The sequence below is a fragment of the Exiguobacterium sp. UBA6282 genome (assembly GCF_002440475.1).
GTDB lineage: Bacteria > Bacillota > Bacilli > Exiguobacteriales > Exiguobacteriaceae > Exiguobacterium_A.
In genome coordinates this window covers 25,963-45,329 of the sequence record NZ_DJUM01000026.1, presented here as the reverse complement: position 1 = coordinate 45,329, position 19,367 = coordinate 25,963, and the positions used below count along the sequence as shown (strand labels likewise).

Below are 19,367 nucleotides of genomic sequence, written 5' to 3'. Positions count from 1 at the left end.
TATTTAAAGCACTTCTATGACTCGATCACAGCAGCGTTCTATTTTGATTTCACGACAGTCACGACGGTTTGTGATGTCGGAGCAGGTGCCGGGTTCCCGAGTCTGCCGATCAAAATCATGTTCCCGCACCTTCAAGTGACGATCGTCGATTCACTGAACAAACGAATCGGCTTCCTGAATCATTTAGCGACGGAACTTGGACTCGAAGGTGTCGCGTTCCATCATGGACGCGCAGAAGAGTTCGGTAAAAATAAACAATTCCGCGAACGATTTGACGTCGTGACCGCACGTGCGGTTGCCCGGATGTCCGTTCTCGCGGAATATTGCCTACCACTTGCGAAAGTCGGAGGACAATTCGTTGCCTTGAAGGCGGCGAAAGTCAGTGAAGAGCTTGAGGATGGTGCGATTGCCTTGAAAGTACTCGGTGGGAATTTACGGGAAAGTTTCCAGTTCCAATTGCCAGGCGAGGAAAGTGAGCGTAATATCGTTATTGTAGATAAAAAACGAACAACACCCGGGAAATATCCGCGTAAAGCGGGAACGCCTGCGAAAGATCCATTAAGCTAAACACCGTTTCACGTGAAACGGTGACTGATAAAGGTGAGGTGCGCCAACGTGAGAAATGCAATTGCCAAACTGCTCGGTAAACCTGCTACGATCGAGCTTGACCCCCAAGAGACGGTTCAGGAATTACCATTGACAGAACTTGTCGCGAATCAGTTCCAACCACGGACTGTGTTTGACGGGGACCGAATTGAAGAACTAGCGGTTACGATCGAAGAGCACGGGTTACTCCAGCCGATCGTCGTTCGAAAACAAGGAACAGGGTACGAAATCATTGCCGGAGAACGACGGTACCGAGCAGTGCGCTCGCTTGGCTGGGAAACGATTCCTGCCATCGTCAAAGAGATGACGGACGAGACGACTGCTTCCCTGGCATTGATTGAAAATCTGCAACGCGAAGACTTGACACCAATCGAAGAAGCGGAAGCTTATGAGCGTTTGCTTGCATTACAAGACATCACGCAAGAAGTGTTAGCCCGTAAGCTCGGACGTAGTCAGTCGACGATTGCCAACAAATTACGTTTGCTCCGATTACCAATGGATGTCCGGGAAGCATTGAAGCAACGGACAATCACGGAACGTCACGCCCGAGCGTTATTGCCGCTTAAGGATGAAGCGTTACAAGTAACGGTACTCGCTGAAATTCTGGAACGGGAATGGAACGTCAAGGAGACGGAGCGCCGGGTGGAACGATTGATGACACCACAGCCACCGAAGAAAAAACGTCATAAAAGCTTTGCACGAGATACACGAATCGCGTTAAACACCTTGCGGGATTCCGTCGATATGATCGAGCAGACTGGATTGACGATCGAAAAAGAAGAAGTCGATTGCGAAGAATATGTAGAGGTGCGAATTCGCATCGTGAAGGCACGTCCGGAATAAGCGGTCGTGCCTTCCGCTACGTTTAGGAGAGAAAGCACGTGAATGAATTACCTGTTCGGGCGATTCGCCCGAATCCGACTCAACCTCGGAAACGATTCAATGAAAAAGCATTAGAAGAGTTAGCCCAATCGCTCGTTCGTCACGGGATGATCCAACCGATCGTCGTCCGACCACGAGATGGCTATTACGAAATCATCGCCGGTGAACGGCGCTATCAGGCGGCGAGTCGCGCAGGATTCGAACGTGTACCGGTCCTTGTGATTGAAGCAGACGAGACACGCGTCATGGAGCTCGCCTTGATCGAAAACATCCAACGAGCAGACTTATCTGCAATTGAAGAAGCGATGGCATATGCGGAGATGATCGAGGAATTCGGCATTACGCAAGCAGAGCTTGCACAGCGTGTCGGGAAAAGTCGTTCGCACATTACGAACAGCCTTCGACTGTTACAGTTGCCATTGCTCGTTCAACAAGCGGTCATGGACGAACGGTTGTCAATGGGACATGCCCGCGCGCTCCTGTCGCTGAAACATCCAAAGAAGATCGAACAGATGGCAGAACGGGTCATGGCGGAGAACTGGAACGTCCGTCGGTTAGAGCAGGCGCTTCGGGAACGTAAGGAAGCCGCCCGTCCGCAACAAGCGACCGCTGTTCAATTCGTCGAGGAATCACTTCGCGAAAAATACGGGGCGACCGTTCGGATTAAACAAGGAAAACAAGCAGGGAAACTCGAGATCGATTTTATAGACGAAGATGACCTCAATCGGTTGCTCGACTTGTTGTTACCTGAATCGGATCACTAAAAAGAAGCGATCCGGGCGACGGTTCGCTTCTTTTTGCTTACATTGAACGCGGCGTGAAAGAAATCGTCGTCCGTGTGGATTCAGCGGAGAGTTTCGCATCAAGTAAGTGGAAGCTGTTCGCGACGAGTTCCGCTAGTTCATAAACAAGGTGTAACCGTGTGTTCTGGAGAATCATCATCTCCATGAATCCACTGACGTTGACGACAGCCTTAATGTTGAAGTCACCGACCGCAGGCAATTCTTTTTGGACGCCGGCGCCGGGTGCGAGTGGACCTTCCGAGAAAAAGACATGTCCGACACTTGAAAGGCGACCGAGACACGCATCGATCGCGATGACGAGTGGACGGTAATGGGTCGTTTGTATCGAGTGAATGGTTTCTGCGAGATTCAGTGCATGGACGGGTTTAGCGAGTGTACCGTAGACGTGAAGATGAGCAGGCGCTTGTTTCTCGAGGAATGTCCCAACGAGTGGACCGAGTGAGTCACCTGTCGAACGATCAGAACCAATGCAGACGAGTACGATCGGACGTTTTTCTTGGACGGCAGAGACTTGTTCGAATAATTGTTCAGCTAAGCGTTCTTTCGCGAACGGTTCCGTATATTCTAAAAAGAAAGAATAGGGCTTGGGCTCGTGCGAATGAAAGCGGAAGTTCATCGAAATCATCCTTTCTTCTCTTGATGTCGGTGTCGTGGTGGATTGGCAAGAGTGAAGGGTTCTTAGATGATTTTCCTTTCCCGGTTTTTCCAGAAATCTAACGTCAAAATCGGCTCTTTGGTTGAAACTCGATTAAAATCACGTATACTGTCGTAATAGAGAGAATAAGAAAGGATGAGAGAATGGCTACCAATCAAGATGTACAAGAATCCGTCGCCCAAGTCGATAAATTGATCAACCAAGTAATGGATGCGGATATGTGGATTCGTTTTGGGATGAAACTACTGATTGCGCTCATCATCATCGCGGCGTTCTATGTGTTGACGCGCGTTTTGACTGGGGCAGTCTCACGTCTCTTTACGATCAGGAAAATCAATGAACAGGACTACTTGGCGCAACGACAGAACGAGACGCTGTTGAAGTTGCTCCAAAATGCGATTCGTTACGTACTTGGAATCATCATGTTGTTGACAGTGCTTAGTCAGTTCGGAATCAACATCACCGGTCTCGTCGCCAGTGCCGGAATCGCTGGTCTCGCGATTTCGTTTGGTGCGAAGAACTTGGTGCAAGATATCATTACCGGAGCGTTCATCATCTTCGAACGTCAGTTTAAAGTCGGAGATTATGTACGCGTCGGTGTAATCGAAGGCGTCGTGACGGAACTTGGTATCCGGACGACAAAACTCAAAGGACTCAACGGGGAAATCCACATCATCCCGAACGGTCAGATTTTGCAAGTCACGAACTATTCGGTCGACAACAGTTTCGCACTCGTCGATGTCCAAGTCTCCTATGATGAGGATCTTGAACGCGTCGAACAAGTTTTGCGTGAGATTGCAGACCGGACGACGAAGAAGTATGTCGATATGTTCGTCGAGCCGATTCAGATGCTCGGTGTTCAGACACTTGGTCCTTCAGAAGTCGTCTATCGTTTGATGGCAGAAGTACCACCGATGCAACATTTCCAAGCTGGTCGTCTGATCCGGAAGGAATTGAAGCAAGGACTCGAAGAAGAAAACATCAAGATCCCGTATCCACGGATGGTCATGATGAATCCAGAACAAAAGAATGGTGGACAGACGGATGATTCCAAAAACGTATCAACTCCATGATTATGTTGAGATGAAGAAGCAGCATCCATGTGGAACGAACCGATGGCAGATCATTCGGGTCGGCATGGATATCCGAATCAAATGCCAAGGTTGCGGGGCGAGCATTTTAATGCCACGTCGTGATTTTGATAAACGATTGAAAAAAGTCTTACCAGAGTGACGAAAAAGCGGATGTGATTCTCGTGATCACATCCGCTTTTTCGTTGTCTTTCATAAGCGAAGTGATTGTGTTCGATTAGAGCATGATTAAAAAAGACGGTCGAGCTCCTTGCTTAAAAAAAATGAACTATCTATAATTGTGAAAGATGTGCTGACGTGGTGTAATCATTCTACCCACTGCGGCCGCTAGCACGGATTTCCTAGGAAATACCGAAAAGGAGGAATTCCAAGTGGGATTAACAGCAGGAATCGTTGGCTTACCAAACGTAGGAAAATCAACACTTTTTAACGCCATCACACAAGCAGGTGTCGAGGCAGCGAACTATCCGTTCGCAACGATCGACCCGAACGTCGGTGTCGTTGAAGTACCAGATGCACGTCTTCGGAAATTGACAGAACTCGTCAACCCGAAAAAGACGATCCCGACAGCATTCGAATTCACGGATATCGCCGGTATCGTAAAAGGTGCGTCTAAAGGGGAAGGGCTCGGAAATAAATTCCTCGCGAACATTCGTGAAGTAGATGCGATCTGTCAGGTCGTGCGTTGTTTCGTAGATGAAAACATCACACACGTGGCCGGAAAAGTCTCACCGATCGATGATATCGAGACGATCAACCTCGAATTGATCCTCGCAGATCTTGAGCAGGTCGAAAAACGGATTCAGCGTGTCCAAAAACAAGTCAAGTCGCGCGATAAAAACGCAGCGGCTGAGCTTGAAGCACTTGAAATCGTGCAAGCGTTGCTCGAAGATGAGAAACCAGCACGTCTCGCTGAATTGAATGAAGATCAAGCAGCACTCGTCAAACACTTCCAATTGTTGACGATGAAACCGATGCTTTACGTCGCGAATGTCGGCGAAGATGAAGTCGCAGATGCAGACAGCAATGAGAACGTGCGTCTCGTCCGTGAATTCGCAGCAAAAGAAGGCGCAGAAGTCATCGTCATCTGTGCTCGGATCGAAGAAGAAATTGCAGAGCTTGAGCCGGAAGAGCGTCAAGAGTTCCTCGTCGATCTCGGAATCGAAGAGTCGGGTCTTGATCAATTGATCCATGCGGCGTACAGCACGCTTGGTCTTGCGACATACTTCACAGCAGGTGAAAAAGAAGTACGCGCTTGGACGTTTAAAAAAGGCATGAAAGCTCCACAATGTGCGGGTGTCATCCACTCGGACTTCGAACGCGGATTCATCCGTGCAGAAGTCGTTTCGTACGAAGATCTAGCAGCTGCAGGTAACATGGCGACAGTCAAGGAACAAGGTCGTTACCGTTCAGAAGGTAAGGAATATGTCTTCCAAGACGGCGATGTCGTCACATTCCGCTTCAACGTCTAATCGAAAACGAATCGTTATTGCATAAAGCAAAATACTTTGGTAGTATTAACGAATGTGAGTAATGAATTATTGCTCCTTGCTCGAACATTCGAGCCGCCAGTCCAAGAGGAGGTGACAGATATGCGTAAATACGAAGTACTTTACATCATCCGTCCGGAACTTGATGAGGAAACACGCAAAGCAACAGTGGAGCGTTTTAACAAAGTCCTCACTGATAACGGTGGTACAGTTGATAAAACAACTGAAATGGGTAAACGTCGTTTCGCTTACGAAATCAATGATATGCGTGAAGGGTTCTACGTTCTTCTTAACGTGACTGCTGAACCAGCAGCTACAAAAGAACTTGACCGTCTCATGAAGATCAGTGACGATATCGTTCGCTTAATGATCACAAAAGACGAGAAATAAGCTGAAACAGGAGAGTGATTCTGATGATTAACCGCGTCGTTTTAGTCGGTCGGTTAACTCGTGACCCGGAAATGCGTTATACGCAGAGCGGGATTGCGGTAACGCGATTCACACTCGCATGTGACCGTCCTTTCACAGGGCAAGATGGGAAGCGAGAAGCTGATTTCATCGATTGCGTCGTTTGGCGCAAGCAAGCAGAGAACGTTGCTCAGTATTTGAAGAAAGGTAGTCTTGCTGGTGTAGAGGGTCGCCTCCAGATTAGCAGCTACGACGATAAAGAAGGGCAACGCCGTTACCGTGCGGAAGTCGTCGCTGATAGCGTCCGCTTCCTTGAGTCACGTAACGCGAGCCGTTCTTCGGATGGTAGCGAAGGCTACGCTTCATCAACTGGTGGAAACGGGAATGCTGCAGGATGGGGTTCACAGCAACAGCAGAACAACTCTTCCTCGCCAGCACCCGCTTCATCGAATTCGGGCTTCGGCGCTGATCCGTTCAGCGGCGGTAGTTCAATCGACCTTTCAGACGACGATCTCCCGTTCTAAGGAAATCGTCCTGAAAAATCCAAGTTAAAAAGGAGGTTAATCACATGGCACGTCGTCCAGGTGGAAAACGTCGTCGTAAAGTATGTTACTTCACGTCGAACCACATCACTCATATCGATTATAAAGACGTAGAACTTCTCAAACGTTTCATTTCGGAACGCGGTAAGATTCTTCCACGTCGTGTGACTGGTACTTCAGCGAAATACCAACGTCCACTTACAATCGCAATCAAACGCGCACGTCAAATGGCTTTAATTCCATACGTGGCTGACTGATTTCGTAGCACCATCCTCAAGCGTGAGGGTGGTGCTTTTTTTCGCTTCTCTTTCATCCCCTCCTGCTTTTCGGTTATAATAAACAAGTTACTAAAAATTTTAATTAACCCTATAGAGCATATAAGGAGGACACGATGGAGTCAGGTCAACAAGTATCACCGGAACGCGAACGACGTATCGTTCGCTTCATTCCGTATCTATTAATCGTCGGTCTGCTTCTCGTCGTCGCTGTCCGCGAACCGGTCATCTCTGCCATCGGAGCCGTCGTGACTGCCCTCCTCTTCGGATTGCACCTATTTGAAGAACGTCGTGCACGCAGGGCATGGGAGACGTACGTCGCCGGAATCTCGATGCAAGTCGAGGAGACGGGACAAGATGCGTTGACGAACATGCCAATCGGGATTTTGTTATACGATGAGGAAACGCTTGTCACCTGGTTCAATGATCCGATGCGGGATATCTTTGATGATGTAGCAATGGGACAGACGCTCAATGAGCTCGATCCCTTATTCATCGAAATGGTCGCGACGAATGAGGATCAAGCGACGCTTGAAATCGGCGATGCCGTGTATCGTGTCTTTTCGAATCATGAGAACCGGACCTTTTACCTGTTCGATATGACGGAAGAAGCACAAGTTGAACAACAACTCGTCGATAATCAGACGGTCATCGGTGTCATCTATCTCGATAACTACGATGAGATGACACAAGGCATCGAGGATCAGTTACGCAGTGAACTGAACAGCCGGGTCACGCAGTTGTTGAATCACTGGGCAGCGGAACACGGGACGTATATCAAGCGGACCGCGTCCGATCGGTATTTCATCGTTACGACAGAAGAGAATCTACGGATTCTCGAACGATCGAAGTTTACGATTCTGGATACGGTTCGGGAAGAGACGAGTCAACGCGGCGTCCAGTTGACGTTATCCATCGGAATTGGTTGCGGAAGTGACCCGATTCCGGCGCTTGGTCAGATGGCTCAGTCGAGTCTCGATCTTGCGCTGGGACGAGGAGGCGACCAAGTCGTCATCAAGCGGGACGGGAAGGTCCGCTTTTACGGCGGCAAGACGAATCCGACGGAAAAACGGACGCGCGTCCGGGCCCGGGTCATCGCTAACTCGCTTCGTGACTTAATGCAGGAATCGAGCCGTGTCCTGATCATGGGTCACAAAAATCCAGACATGGATGCACTCGGATCAGCAATTGGCATTTTGAAGCTTGCGGAAATGAACGATAAGGAAGCACATATCGTCTTACCACCGGAAGAAATCGGACGCGGGATTCGCCGGATGATGGATGAGCTTGCCGAAGTACCACAACTCGAGACACGATTCGTCAATGCGTTTCAAGCTGATCAATTGATCGACGATCAGACGTTACTCGTCGTCGTCGATACACACAAACCGTCACTTGTCGTCGTACCGGCATTACTTGACCGATTCGAGCATATGGTCGTGATTGATCATCATCGTCGGGGCGAAGATTTCATCGAAGATGCGGTTCTCGTGTATCTTGAGCCGTATGCTTCTTCGACATCAGAGCTCGTCACCGAGCTGATCGAGTACCAACCGACGAATCAGAAACTGGCGATGCTTGAAGCGACGGCGTTACTCGCTGGGATCATCGTTGATACAAAAGGCTTTGCCCTGCGGACCGGTTCTCGGACGTTCGATGCTGCATCCTATTTACGCTCACAAGGTGCTGATACAGTGCTCGTACAAGAGTTTCTCAGTCAGGATCTTGAGACGTACGTCGAGCAGTCACATATCCTCGAGCGATCCGAAGTCTATACGGAAGGGATGGCGATTGCGACAGCAGAGCCAGGCGTCATTCACGATCAAGTCTTGATTGCGCAAGCAGCCGATCAATTGTTATCGCTTCGAGGCATTCGCGCCGCTTTCGTCATCGCGGAACTTCAAGACGGACGAACGGCGATTAGCGCCCGTTCGCTTGGGGATGTCAACGTTCAGTTGATCATGGAGACGCTCGGTGGCGGCGGTCACTTGACGAACGCGGCGACACAGATGTCAGAATCAGTCGTCACCGTGGCGGATGCGTTGCGTAAAGCAATCGATCAATATTTAGAAGATGAAACAAAAGGAGAGGAATCAGAATGAAGGTTATTTTCTTACAGGATGTAAAAGGACAAGGGAAAGCAGGAGACGTCAAAGACGTGGCCGATGCTTATGCAAATAACGTACTCTTCAAGAAAAAGTTGGCGCGCCCTGCGACGACTGGCAACTTGAAGCAACATGAAGCACACGAACGTAAAGCAGCAGAAGAAGCGAAACAGAACTTGCTTGACGCGCAAGCGTTAAAAGAAAAAATCGAAAAAGAGACGATCGTCGTCTCGACGAAAGCCGGTGAAGGCGGTCGTGTCTTCGGATCAGTCACAAGTAAACAGATTGCAGAAGCACTTAAAAGCATGGGTTACAAGATCGATAAACGCAAAATCGAGCTCGAGCACCCGATCAAGGCACTTGGCTTTACGAAGGTACCATTGAAGTTACACAACGAAGTGACAGCGACACTGAACGTTCAGGTCAAAGAGGCGTGAGTAGAAAAGGGGACCGGTGATGAGTGAAGTCATGCAAAATATGCCTCCCCAAAGCATCGAGGCAGAACAAGCCGTCCTAGGGGCGATCATGATTGATGCGGATCGTTTGATCAGTGCATCGGAACGTCTGTTACCGCAGGACTTTTACCGTGCCTCTCACCAACGGATCTTTGAAGCGATGCTCGTGCTGTCCGACCGAGGCGAAGCGATCGACCTCGTTACGGTGACAGCCGAGCTCAGTACGCTCGGGATTCTAGATGAGATTGGTGGTCTACCCTATCTAGCGGAACTGGCAGAAGGGGTACCAACTGCAGCCAACATCAATTATTACGTCAACGTCGTTGACCAGAAGTCGACGCTCCGGCGTCTCATTCGGACGGCAGGCGAGATCGTCACTGATGGATACGAACGGCAAAATGAGGTCGATGTCCTGCTGAATGAGGCAGAACGGAAGATTCTCGAAGTATCACAAGGAAAAGGAAGCGCGAGCTTCATCCCGATCTCGGACGTCTTGACGAGTGCCTATGCAACAATTGATAAATTGCATAAGCAGAGCGGCGAGACGACGGGGATTCCGACCGGTTTCCAAGATCTCGATAAGATGACGGCCGGCTTCCAGCGCAACGATTTAATCATCGTCGCAGCACGTCCGTCGGTCGGGAAGACCGCGTTCGCCTTGAACATCTCGCAAAACGTCGCAACACGTGCTGACGAGAACGTCGCCATCTTCAGTCTTGAGATGGGTGCCGAACAGCTCGTCATGCGGATGCTCTGTGCCGAAGGAAACGTCGACGCGCAGCGTCTGCGGACCGGTCAACTCGAAGAAGAGGACTGGGGGAAGTTATCGCTTGCGATGAGTAACTTGTCTCAAGCCGGTATCTACATCGACGATACACCAGGTATTCGGGTCAATGATATCCGGGCGAAATGCCGTCGTTTGAAGCAGGAGCATGGTCTTGGGATGATCATGATCGATTACTTGCAGTTGATTCAAGGGAATGGTCGCTCTAGCGACAACCGTCAACAAGAGGTTTCGGAAATTTCCCGTTCCTTGAAATCACTCGCGCGTGAACTTGAAGTCCCCGTCATCGCCTTATCGCAGCTCTCGCGTGGGGTGGAGAGTCGTCAAGATAAGCGACCGATGATGTCGGATATCCGGGAATCGGGAGCGATCGAGCAAGATGCCGATATCGTCGCCTTCTTGTACCGTGATGATTACTACAATAAAGAAACGGAAGATGCGAATACGATTGAGATCATCATCGCGAAACAGCGGAATGGTCCAACCGGTACCGTCAAGCTCGCCTTCCGAAAAGAATTCAACAAGTTCGTGGATCTCGAGCCAAGCAACTCGTACGCGCCACCTGCTTAATCCAAGCTGCGTCTTGCCCTCGATGAATCGGAGGCAAAACGTAGCTTTTTTTTATTTTCATCTAAAGATTCTCAGTTTATTCACTAAAAACAATAATTAAACGAACGAAAGAGAATTGTAACAATTAATTGTTCGGTATTTGGTTGACTTCTTTTTTTTATCGCGTTACACTTAGTCGTGGTTTTGAATCGTACGTGGAGGTGGATGATAAGATGTCATCAGTAGTAGTAGTCGGAACACAGTGGGGCGACGAAGGAAAAGGGAAAATCACCGATTTTCTTTCAAAACAAGCTGACGTCGTAGCACGTTATCAAGGTGGAGACAATGCAGGACATACGATCGTATTCAATAACGAGACGTACAAATTGCACTTGATCCCATCAGGTATTTTTTACTCGGATAAGAAATGTGTCATCGGGAACGGTCTTGTCGTCAACCCGAAATCACTCGTCAAGGAATTGAAGTATCTGCACGATCGTGGTGTTTCAACGGATAACTTGTTAATTTCGAATCGGGCGCATGTCATCTTGCCGTATCATCAGTTGCAGGATCAGTTAGAAGAAGAAGCGAAGGGCGACGCAAAAGTCGGAACGACGCTAAAAGGGATCGGACCGTGCTACATGGATAAAGCTGCACGAATCGGTATCCGGATGGCAGATTTACTCGACAAAGAAACGTTTGCTGAGAAGTTAAAGATCGTTCTCGACCAAAAGAACCGCATGTTCACGAAGATGTATGACGCTGAACCAATCGCGTTCGACGATATCTTCGAAGAGTACTATGCATATGGACAAGAGTTCGCGAAATATGTCTGTGATACATCCGTCGTCGTCAACGATAGCCTTGATCACGGTGAAAAAGTGTTATTCGAAGGCGCACAAGGTGTCTTACTCGACCTTGACCACGGAACGTATCCGTTCGTTACATCATCGAACGCATCTGCCGGTGGTGTCGCATCAGGTGTCGGTGTCGGTCCAGCTCGGATCGATCACGTCGTTGGTGTTTGTAAAGCGTACACGTCACGTGTCGGTGACGGTCCGTTCCCAACGGAATTGTTCGATGACATCGGTCATCAAATCCGTGAAGTCGGTCGTGAATACGGGACGACGACAGGACGTCCGCGTCGTGTTGGTTGGTTCGACTCTGTCGTCGTTCGCCACTCGCGCCGTACAAGTGGGTTGACGGATCTTTCGCTCAACTCGATCGACGTTCTGACAGGACTCGAAACGTTGAAGATCTGTACATCGTACGAATTCAATGGTAAACAGATCGATGAGTACCCAGCAAGCTTCCGTGATCTTGAAGCATGTGTCCCAGTTTACGAAGAGCTTCCAGGCTGGAAAGAGGACATCACAGGGGTCCGTCGCTTTGAAGATCTACCATTGAACGCACAGAACTACGTCAAGCGGATCGCGGATCTGACAGGCATCTCACTCGTCACGTTCTCGGTCGGACCGGGTCGTGAACAGACCGTCGTCTTGCGTGATCTCTACGAAGAAGCATAAGTCTCAATAGCCTCTTGCTTCCTGCAAGAGGCTGTTTTTTGTGCGAAATGGTTCACAAACGGAAGCAAAAACAGGTATACTGAATACAGTGTTTCACGTGGAACCTCTCCCGTGAGACGACGAACAGTAGAGCGAGTGGCGCCGGGAGTTTCCGTCGCCACCTTTCTATATGCCGAAAAAACAGGTAAAATAGATTGAATAGAAATTTTTAAGGGGGCACACCCAGTGACGGAACGTAAAATTCTAGTCGTCGATGACGAGTTACCGATTGCAGATATACTCAAGTTTAAATTAGAAAAAGAAGGCTACCAGGTCGCGATCGCAAACGACGGCGTGGAGGCATTAGAAAAATTCGAGGAGTTCAAACCGGATTTGATGTTACTTGATATCATGCTTCCACTAATGGACGGGATGGAGGTCTGCCGGGAGGTCCGGAAGACGTCGAAGATTCCAATCATCATGCTGACAGCAAAGGATTCTGAAATTGATACGGTACTTGGTCTTGAGCTTGGTGCGAACGATTACGTGACGAAGCCATTCAGCTCACGTGAGTTACTCGCCCGCGTTAAAGTCCACTTGCGCAATACGAGTCCGGAAGCTACACCACAACCGGTTGGACCAGGTCCACTCAAAGTCGGAGAACTGTATATCGATACGAATTCACATACAGTGACGCGTAAGGATCAAAAGATCGAGCTGACGCAACGTGAGTTCGAATTGTTGCATTACCTCGCGAAAAACATTGGTCAAGTCATGACGCGTGAGCATTTGTTGCAGACGGTCTGGGGCTATGACTACTTTGGTGACGTCCGGACAGTCGACGTGACAGTGCGCCGTCTTCGTGAAAAAGTCGAAGATAACCCAAGTACGCCGGTCTATATCATGACGCGTCGTGGGGTCGGCTACTATCTCCAAGACGGGGAGAATGAATAACGATGTTAAAAGGAACGAACTTCTTTAAATCCATCCAATGGAAGCTTGTCGTCATCTATGCCTTATTGATTTTAGTGGCGATGCAGGTCATTGGTGTCTACTTCGTTCGTTCCCTTGAAAAGCAGTACATTACGAACTTCTCGAAGTCGGTCGAGGACCGGGCAGGTCTTGTCGCCTATAACGTCGGGAAGGAATTCGATAAAACAGGCGATGATGAAGCCTCCAAACGGCAGTTGTCCCAATCATTAGGGCAACTGCTGTCTGAGTTTAGTAATGGCTCCACCTCAAGGAACGACATCCTCGAAGTCCAGATTATCGATCAGGACTCGATCATCCAAGCGACATCGGATGACGAGAACCAGTCGGCGGTCGGTCAACGGGCGACGAATTCACTGATTAAAAAAGCGCAGGCAACGAGCTCGACCCGGACGGACACCGTACTCGATCCGGAATCAGAAGATAAGATCCGGATCTTTGCCGTACCCGTCACCTCGGAACGAGACGGTGTGACGACCGGGATGATTTATGTCCGTGCCTCGATGGAGTCGATCTATTCGCAGATGCAACAGGTCACGCGGATTTTGGCGACCGGAACAGTCATCGCCCTCGTCATCACGTCGATTCTCGGAGTCTTGCTGTCGCGGACGATCACGCGTCCGATTTCGGATATGCGGCGTCAAGCGATCGAGATGCGACGCGGGAACTTCTCGCGGAAGGTTAAAGTCTATTCGGATGATGAGATCGGGCAACTCGCTCGTTCGTTCAATGAATTGACGGATGAGCTGCTCGAAGCGAACGCGACGACGGAAGCCGAACGGCGGAAGTTGACGAGTGTCCTTGAGAACATGACCGACGGCGTGATTGCGACGGACCGGACGCTGCGCGTCATTTTGATGAATGATCAAGCGAAGGATATCGTCGGCGCTGACGATGCGAGCGTCGTCGGAACGAACTTGAAGGACCTACTGGCACTCGGTGACGATTTCATGATTCCGGAAGACGGCACGATGCCACCGCGTCTGCTCGATTTCAGTAGTGAGGACGAACTGTTCCTCGTCCGGGCATTCTTCTCGCCCGTCAAGAAACACAGTGGACCGATTACCGGGATGATCGTCGTCCTACATGACGTCACGGAACAGGAGCAGGTCGAACAGGATCGACGTGAATTCGTCGCGAACGTCAGTCACGAGCTCCGGACACCACTGACGACGATGCGCAGCTACCTCGAAGCCTTGGCAGAAGGCGCCTATCAGGATGAGGAACTCGCACCGCGTTTCCTTGAGACGACACAAAATGAGACGGAGCGGATGATCCGCCTCGTCACCGATCTTTTACAGCTGTCGAAGATGGACAGTAAGGAATACAAGATGAACAAGGTCCGCTTCGATTACATTCAGTTCTTGAATGAGATTCTCGATCGCCATGACATGACGAAGCCGGAACGGATTCGTTTCCGTCGTAAGATCATGAAGCGGAAAGTCTATATCCGTGGGGATCAGGATAAATTGATTCAGGTCGCAGATAACATCCTGACGAACGCGATCAAATACTCACCGGAAGGCGGAACAATAACCGTCCGGACGATGCTCCGGGCAAAACGGATCGTCATCAGCATCAAGGATGAAGGTGTCGGAATCCCGAAAGCGAATCTCCAAAAAATCTTCGAACGCTTCTATCGTGTCGATAAAGCCCGTGCCCGTAAAATCGGCGGAACCGGTCTTGGTCTGTCGATTGCGAAAGACGTCGTTTCGGCTCACGGTGGCGACATCTGGGCAGAAAGCGAATGGGGACGCGGTACGACGATTTACTTCACGCTTCCGTATGAGGTGATCGAAGAGGTGGATGCCGGATGAAGAAACAACACTGGAGTTCGCTGTTACTCGTCCTGCTCGTCGCCGGTTCGATCGCTCAGACAGCGATGCTCTGGACCTATCATCCAAGCAGTGAATCGATCGAGCGGGAACAAGTCTCGTTCAACGAGATCGATGCCTCAAAGACGATTGAAAGCAACCAGCTGATTAATCCGGAATTACTTGTCTATTCGGATCAGGAAGGGACGTACCAAACGCAAATCATCGGGCGGACCTTCCTCAACCGGATCGGTGCATCGTTCAATATCGGGGTCCTTGTCCTGACGGATAAAGCAAAGAACATCCCGGTCGGCGAGCGGAGCGTCGAGATGATTTTTCCGACACCGATCAGCGCAACGATGCTTGAGGAGTTACTCGGAGAAAAACAGATCGCGTTCTCAGAACCGATCAAACGGCTCTATCTCCTCGATTACGATGGTCCGATTCTCCGTCTTGAGTCGGCGACGGGGCGCCTAAAGGACTTTAAACTCGTCGGCGATGAGACGGTTCTGAAACGACTGTTCGCGTACGATAAGAAAAAACCGATGACGCGCGTCGAACTCAAAGGGGGCGATTATACGTATGTCGCGAGTGGTACGACACGGCTGGAACAAGTCTTCGTTTATGACGAGGTCGGGCAATCGCCGCAACCACTCGATCGCATCCGGAGTGCCTTCTTTGCCGAAAATTCGAACGTCCAGCAAATCAAGAGTCGCGATGATCTCGACGTCTTGACGGATGGCGTCAGCGTCTCGACGTACGACCGAAACTACAATGTCTATCGCTTCAACACGTTATCGCCGAACACCCAAAGCTCGACCGTTGATTACAGCACGCTCGTTAGCTACGTCAACATTCATGGAGGCTGGCTGGATCAAGAGACGCAACGGAGTGGTTTCCGCTATTACTTCGATCAGATGAGTAAGAAGGGCGAGGAACAGACGGCGACGTTCCGGTTGTACTTGAACCGGTATCCGGTGTTCGGGGAGAGCGGTCCGTTGCTCGAACAGACGAAGTTCGATCTCGCGACACTGAAAATCATGTATGAAGAAAATCAAGTCCGGTCGCTCAGCCGCAGCATGCTTCGAGCAAAGCGGAAGTTGATCCTTCGGGAAGAGACGGTGCCGGCTGTCGAAACGGTTCTTGAACGTCTAAGACGCGCCGATCTCTTAAAAGAAATCAGTGGGATCCGGGTCGGATATGAGATGACGTATAAAATTTCAACGAGCCGCTACGCTGTCTTTGAGCCGACGTGGTTCATCAAGGTCGATGGGGTTTGGCAATCGATCAATCAAGCTGTCGGGAATGAGGGGTGAGGACGAATGGACTGGAGTAAAGCGAAGACCTTATTGATGCTGACCTTTTTGATCCTGAACGTCTACCTTGCCATTCAATTGATGGACCGGATGGTCGAGCCGCGGATCGTCGCGACGAGTGCGACCGGGAAGTCGATCTTGAAGGATCGTCACATCGATGAGAAGAAACTGCAACCTGTCACGCGAGACATTGGTTATTTGACGGCTGAAGTCGATGCGCGGACGCTGGCACCACTTGCGAGTTCACCGATTCAAGATGCAGTCGCCTCCGTCAAGAATGATGTCGAGTGGTCGGTCCGGTTGACGAAACCGTATCGACTCGAAACGAAGACGATGCGGGATTCCGCTTCATCGTTCGTTCAAGCGTCCGTTCGGTATGGTGCCGAATATACATTTTGGAAGTATGATAGTAAGTATCAGGAGATGACATTCGTTCAGACGTATAAGGGACAGCCGCTCTATTCGACACCACAGCAGTCGCGTGAGGACGATGCGATGATCGGACCGTCCCTGCTCGTCTTGCAACTCAACGATGCGAAGGAAATCGTCAGCTATAAGCAACGCCACTTGAACAAGGTCGTCCGGCAAGCACAGGATGTGACGTTGTTATCGGCAAGTGAAGCGATCGTCCAGTTGTCGGAGCAAGGTTTGTTCCCAGCATCGAAACGGTTGACGAGTCATAAGCTCGGATATTTCTGTCTCGTCACGGAAGGCACGGAATCCGTTCAAATCCTGCCGCCGACGTGGCAAATCGAGCTCGACAACGAGGAAGTCTACTTCGTCAATGCGATTGACGGCGGTGTCCAGACCGTCGAACGATTGGATACAGTCTCAGAGAAATGAGGAATGCACGATGAGCCTACACTACAGCGTCATGGCCAGTGGCTCGACGGGGAACGCCCTCTATATCGAAAGTGAACAGACCCGTTTGCTCGTCGACGCCGGACTGACCGGCAAGGCGATGCTCGCCTTGTTCGACCAGATCGACCGGTCGCCGCAGGGTATCGACGGTCTGTTCGTCACCCATGAGCACTCCGACCATATCAAAGGCGTCGGCATCATGGCACGCAAGTACAACATCCCGCTCTATGCCAATGAAAAGACATGGGCGGCGATGGAAGCGAAGATTGGTAAGATCGATCCGGCGCTGAAGTTCCTCTGGGAAGTCGGAGAGGTCAAGCAGTTCGGTGACATCGAGGTCGAATCGTTCAACGTCAGTCACGATGCAGCGGATCCGATGTTCTTCCAGTTCGCGCATGAAGGAAAACGATTGGCACACATCACCGATACCGGATACGTCTCGGACCGGATGAAAGGTGTCATTCGGGGCGCCGATGCCTATATCTTCGAAGCGAACCACGATATCGGTATGCTCCAGATGGGACATTATCCGTGGAGCGTCAAGCGGCGGATCCTCGGCGACTACGGACACGTCTCGAACGAGGACGCTGCGATCGCGATGAGCGAGGTCCTTGACGACCGGACGAAACGGATCCACATGGCCCATTTGAGCAAGGATAACAACATGAAGGAACTCGCCCGGATGAGTGTCTCCCAGACGCTCGCAAGCCGTGACGTCGATCTGAGTAAGATTCAGCTTCTCGACACGGATCCGGTCATTCCGACGCCGCTCCTGAAGCTTTGATTATGGGAAATTACTGAATATGCTCAAAAGACCCCCACATTTGGCTCACTTGCCACGTGATGGGGGTATACTTGTGTAAAGAGAGTCATAAAGGAGGCGTATGTCGATGGATCGACCGGAAGAACCACGGAACGAATTCGAACGATACGAACAGTCATCCGATGAGAGCGGCTTCCCGCCCCGTCAGCCGGCAACGAGCGAACCGGTCAGCCCTTATCGTGAACCATATGAAGAACAACCAGAACCGCCGCGTCGTCGCGGTGCCGGAAAAGCCTTTTTCGTCGGTCTGATCGGTGGAATCGTCGGAGCCTTGTTGATTGCCCTCATCGCGTGGCCGTTCGTTCGTGATGAGATGACGAGTCCGACTCCGGTTTCGTCGACGGCAACGGAACAGACCGCGACACAGACGACCGAGGATGAAGCCGATATCGTCGGTGCGGTCGGTAAGACGAAGGAAGCCGTCGTGAGCGTAACGAACCTTCAGAGCTCGTTTCAAGGAACCGATCAGGAAACGGGTGCAGGGTCCGGCGTCATCTATAAAAAAGACGGCAATAAAGCCTACGTCGTCACGAACTATCATGTAGTTGAAGGGGCAAGTCGCTTGTCTGTCACGTTATCCGACGGAACAGCACTCGAGGCAAAAGTCCTCGGCGAAGATCCGACGTACGATTTAGCGGTCCTGTCGATTGATTCATCGAAAGTGACACAAGTCGCAAAACTGGGGGATTCGGATACGTTACGTGCCGGTGAAACGGTGCTTGCGATCGGAAACCCACTCGGAATCTTCGCGAACTCCGTCACGCGCGGTGTCATCAGTGCGCAGGAACGGACGGTTCCAGTTGATACGAACAAAGATGGACAGCAAGACTTTAATACGGAAGTCATCCAAACCGATGCAGCGATCAACCCGGGGAACTCGGGTGGAGCGCTCATCAATACAGCCGGTCAATTGATCGGGATCAACTCGATGAAGATTGCGGAAGCAAGTGTCGAAGGAGTCGGATTTGCGATTCCAATCAACGAAGCGTTACCAATCATGCGTGATCTCGAGCAAAACGGTGAAGTCGTTCGTCCACAGCTCGGGATTCAGATTCGTGACGTGCAGGAATTCCCAAGCGGATATCGCGAAGATCGTCTGAAATTACCGGATGATGTCACGAAAGGAATCGTCGTCGTCGGTCTGACACGTAACAGCGGAGCCGAAAAAGCGGGAATGAAGGCAAACGATATCATCGTTGAGATCAACGGAAAAGCAATTGCATCGTTCGCCGATTTAAAAAGTGTACTGTACCGGGATGCAAAAGTCGGTGAAACAGTCAAAGTCACGTTCTACCGAGGCGGTGAAAAACAGACAGCAGATGTGAAGTTGTCGGCTCAGTCACCAACCGTTCAGTAAGGCATCACTTGAAAAACCATCCACAGGTCCGACCTGTGGATGGTTTTTTTGAGTGA

20 protein-coding genes are annotated in these 19,367 nt (G+C 50.4%); 19 read left to right on the top strand and 1 reads right to left on the bottom strand.

The features are described 5' to 3' along the window. From rsmG to B2751_RS08340, 3 genes are all read left to right on the top strand, one after another. On the top strand, positions 1–567 hold a 567-nt coding region (gene rsmG, locus B2751_RS08350; protein ID WP_290774225.1), incomplete at its 5' end, for a 16S rRNA (guanine(527)-N(7))-methyltransferase RsmG. A 48-nt stretch (positions 568–615) separates the two neighbouring features. Continuing rightward, on the top strand, positions 616–1,449 hold the full coding sequence (gene noc, locus B2751_RS08345) for a nucleoid occlusion protein (protein WP_035411731.1): 834 nt from the start codon (positions 616–618) through the stop codon (positions 1,447–1,449). Positions 1,450–1,487: 38 nt separating this feature from the next. Further along, positions 1,488–2,252 carry a ParB/RepB/Spo0J family partition protein gene (locus B2751_RS08340; RefSeq protein WP_035411733.1) on the top strand — a complete coding sequence of 255 codons (765 nt, stop codon included), beginning with the start codon at positions 1,488–1,490 and terminating at the stop codon, positions 2,250–2,252. A 37-nt stretch (positions 2,253–2,289) separates the two neighbouring features. Here the strand turns inward: B2751_RS08340 and yyaC are convergent, their stop codons facing one another. Beyond that, complete coding sequence (yyaC, locus tag B2751_RS08335; RefSeq protein ID WP_035412220.1) at positions 2,290–2,907, bottom strand: spore protease YyaC; 618 nt, start codon at positions 2,905–2,907, stop codon at positions 2,290–2,292. Positions 2,908–3,089: 182 nt separating this feature from the next. Here yyaC and B2751_RS08330 point away from each other — a divergent pair, with 182 nt between their 5' ends. From B2751_RS08330 to B2751_RS08255, 16 genes are all read left to right on the top strand, one after another. Then, a complete protein-coding gene (locus B2751_RS08330; RefSeq protein WP_290774220.1) occupies positions 3,090–4,019 on the top strand; it encodes a mechanosensitive ion channel family protein in 930 nt (309 codons plus the stop codon). After that, complete coding sequence (locus B2751_RS08325; RefSeq protein WP_023469853.1) at positions 3,991–4,179, top strand: DUF951 domain-containing protein; 189 nt, start codon at positions 3,991–3,993, stop codon at positions 4,177–4,179. Before B2751_RS08330 ends, B2751_RS08325 begins: the two co-directional genes overlap by 29 nt. Before the next feature lie 229 nt (positions 4,180–4,408). Further along, a complete protein-coding gene (gene ychF, locus B2751_RS08320; protein ID WP_035411737.1) occupies positions 4,409–5,509 on the top strand; it encodes a redox-regulated ATPase YchF in 1,101 nt (366 codons plus the stop codon). 120 nt (positions 5,510–5,629) lie between these two features. Beyond that, positions 5,630–5,917, top strand: a complete 288-nt coding sequence (gene rpsF / locus B2751_RS08315; protein ID WP_035411738.1) for a 30S ribosomal protein S6 — start codon at positions 5,630–5,632, stop codon at positions 5,915–5,917. 23 nt (positions 5,918–5,940) lie between these two features. Further along, positions 5,941–6,459 (top strand): single-stranded DNA-binding protein, encoded by a 519-nt coding sequence (gene ssb, locus B2751_RS08310; RefSeq protein WP_023469850.1) that lies wholly within the window; start codon positions 5,941–5,943, stop codon positions 6,457–6,459. 44 nt (positions 6,460–6,503) lie between these two features. After that, a complete protein-coding gene (rpsR, locus tag B2751_RS08305) occupies positions 6,504–6,734 on the top strand; it encodes a 30S ribosomal protein S18 (protein ID WP_023469849.1) in 231 nt (76 codons plus the stop codon). Between the two features lie 134 nt (positions 6,735–6,868). Then, positions 6,869–8,854: a DHH family phosphoesterase gene (locus B2751_RS08300; RefSeq protein WP_290774217.1), complete on the top strand. Its 1,986-nt coding sequence runs from the start codon at positions 6,869–6,871 to the stop codon at positions 8,852–8,854. After that, positions 8,851–9,294 carry a 50S ribosomal protein L9 gene (gene rplI / locus B2751_RS08295; protein WP_023469847.1) on the top strand — a complete coding sequence of 148 codons (444 nt, stop codon included), beginning with the start codon at positions 8,851–8,853 and terminating at the stop codon, positions 9,292–9,294. The genes B2751_RS08300 and rplI overlap by 4 nt, the downstream gene beginning before the upstream one ends. 19 nt (positions 9,295–9,313) lie before the next feature. Then, positions 9,314–10,666, top strand: coding sequence for a replicative DNA helicase (dnaB, locus tag B2751_RS08290; RefSeq protein ID WP_023469846.1), 1,353 nt, complete (start codon positions 9,314–9,316; stop codon positions 10,664–10,666). A gap of 212 nt (positions 10,667–10,878) precedes the next feature. After that, positions 10,879–12,171, top strand: coding sequence for an adenylosuccinate synthase (locus B2751_RS08285; protein WP_056064628.1), 1,293 nt, complete (start codon positions 10,879–10,881; stop codon positions 12,169–12,171). A 225-nt stretch (positions 12,172–12,396) separates the two neighbouring features. Then, positions 12,397–13,104, top strand: coding sequence for a response regulator YycF (yycF, locus tag B2751_RS08280; RefSeq protein ID WP_023469844.1), 708 nt, complete (start codon positions 12,397–12,399; stop codon positions 13,102–13,104). Between the two features lie 2 nt (positions 13,105–13,106). Continuing rightward, positions 13,107–14,957, top strand: a complete 1,851-nt coding sequence (gene walK / locus B2751_RS08275; RefSeq protein WP_035411745.1) for a cell wall metabolism sensor histidine kinase WalK — start codon at positions 13,107–13,109, stop codon at positions 14,955–14,957. Beyond that, positions 14,954–16,270 (top strand): two-component system activity regulator YycH, encoded by a 1,317-nt coding sequence (gene yycH, locus B2751_RS08270; RefSeq protein ID WP_035411747.1) that lies wholly within the window; start codon positions 14,954–14,956, stop codon positions 16,268–16,270. Before walK ends, yycH begins: the two co-directional genes overlap by 4 nt. Before the next feature lie 6 nt (positions 16,271–16,276). Beyond that, positions 16,277–17,113, top strand: a complete 837-nt coding sequence (locus B2751_RS08265) for a two-component system regulatory protein YycI (RefSeq protein WP_035411749.1) — start codon at positions 16,277–16,279, stop codon at positions 17,111–17,113. Positions 17,114–17,123: 10 nt separating this feature from the next. Continuing rightward, positions 17,124–17,915, top strand: coding sequence for an MBL fold metallo-hydrolase (locus B2751_RS08260; RefSeq protein ID WP_290753792.1), 792 nt, complete (start codon positions 17,124–17,126; stop codon positions 17,913–17,915). A 106-nt stretch (positions 17,916–18,021) separates the two neighbouring features. Then, positions 18,022–19,311 carry a S1C family serine protease gene (locus B2751_RS08255; RefSeq protein WP_290774211.1) on the top strand — a complete coding sequence of 430 codons (1,290 nt, stop codon included), beginning with the start codon at positions 18,022–18,024 and terminating at the stop codon, positions 19,309–19,311. Positions 19,312–19,367: the final 56 nt, after the last annotated feature.

Bases quoted from the DNA above. Each gene is read 5' to 3' on its own strand.
- yyaC (WP_035412220.1), bottom strand. From the start codon at position 2,907: ATGAACTTCCGCTTTCATTCGCACGAGCCCAAGCCCTATTCTTTCTTT.
- B2751_RS08330 (WP_290774220.1), top strand. From the start codon at position 3,090: ATGGCTACCAATCAAGATGTACAAGAATCCGTCGCCCAAGTCGATAAA.
- B2751_RS08325 (WP_023469853.1), top strand. From the start codon at position 3,991: ATGATTCCAAAAACGTATCAACTCCATGATTATGTTGAGATGAAGAAG.
- rpsF (WP_035411738.1), top strand. From the start codon at position 5,630: ATGCGTAAATACGAAGTACTTTACATCATCCGTCCGGAACTTGATGAG.
- ssb (WP_023469850.1), top strand. From the start codon at position 5,941: ATGATTAACCGCGTCGTTTTAGTCGGTCGGTTAACTCGTGACCCGGAA.
- rpsR (WP_023469849.1), top strand. From the start codon at position 6,504: ATGGCACGTCGTCCAGGTGGAAAACGTCGTCGTAAAGTATGTTACTTC.
- B2751_RS08300 (WP_290774217.1), top strand. From the start codon at position 6,869: ATGGAGTCAGGTCAACAAGTATCACCGGAACGCGAACGACGTATCGTT.
- rplI (WP_023469847.1), top strand. From the start codon at position 8,851: ATGAAGGTTATTTTCTTACAGGATGTAAAAGGACAAGGGAAAGCAGGA.
- dnaB (WP_023469846.1), top strand. From the start codon at position 9,314: ATGAGTGAAGTCATGCAAAATATGCCTCCCCAAAGCATCGAGGCAGAA.
- B2751_RS08285 (WP_056064628.1), top strand. From the start codon at position 10,879: ATGTCATCAGTAGTAGTAGTCGGAACACAGTGGGGCGACGAAGGAAAA.
- walK (WP_035411745.1), top strand. From the start codon at position 13,107: ATGTTAAAAGGAACGAACTTCTTTAAATCCATCCAATGGAAGCTTGTC.
- yycH (WP_035411747.1), top strand. From the start codon at position 14,954: ATGAAGAAACAACACTGGAGTTCGCTGTTACTCGTCCTGCTCGTCGCC.
- B2751_RS08265 (WP_035411749.1), top strand. From the start codon at position 16,277: ATGGACTGGAGTAAAGCGAAGACCTTATTGATGCTGACCTTTTTGATC.
- B2751_RS08260 (WP_290753792.1), top strand. From the start codon at position 17,124: ATGAGCCTACACTACAGCGTCATGGCCAGTGGCTCGACGGGGAACGCC.
- B2751_RS08255 (WP_290774211.1), top strand. From the start codon at position 18,022: ATGGATCGACCGGAAGAACCACGGAACGAATTCGAACGATACGAACAG.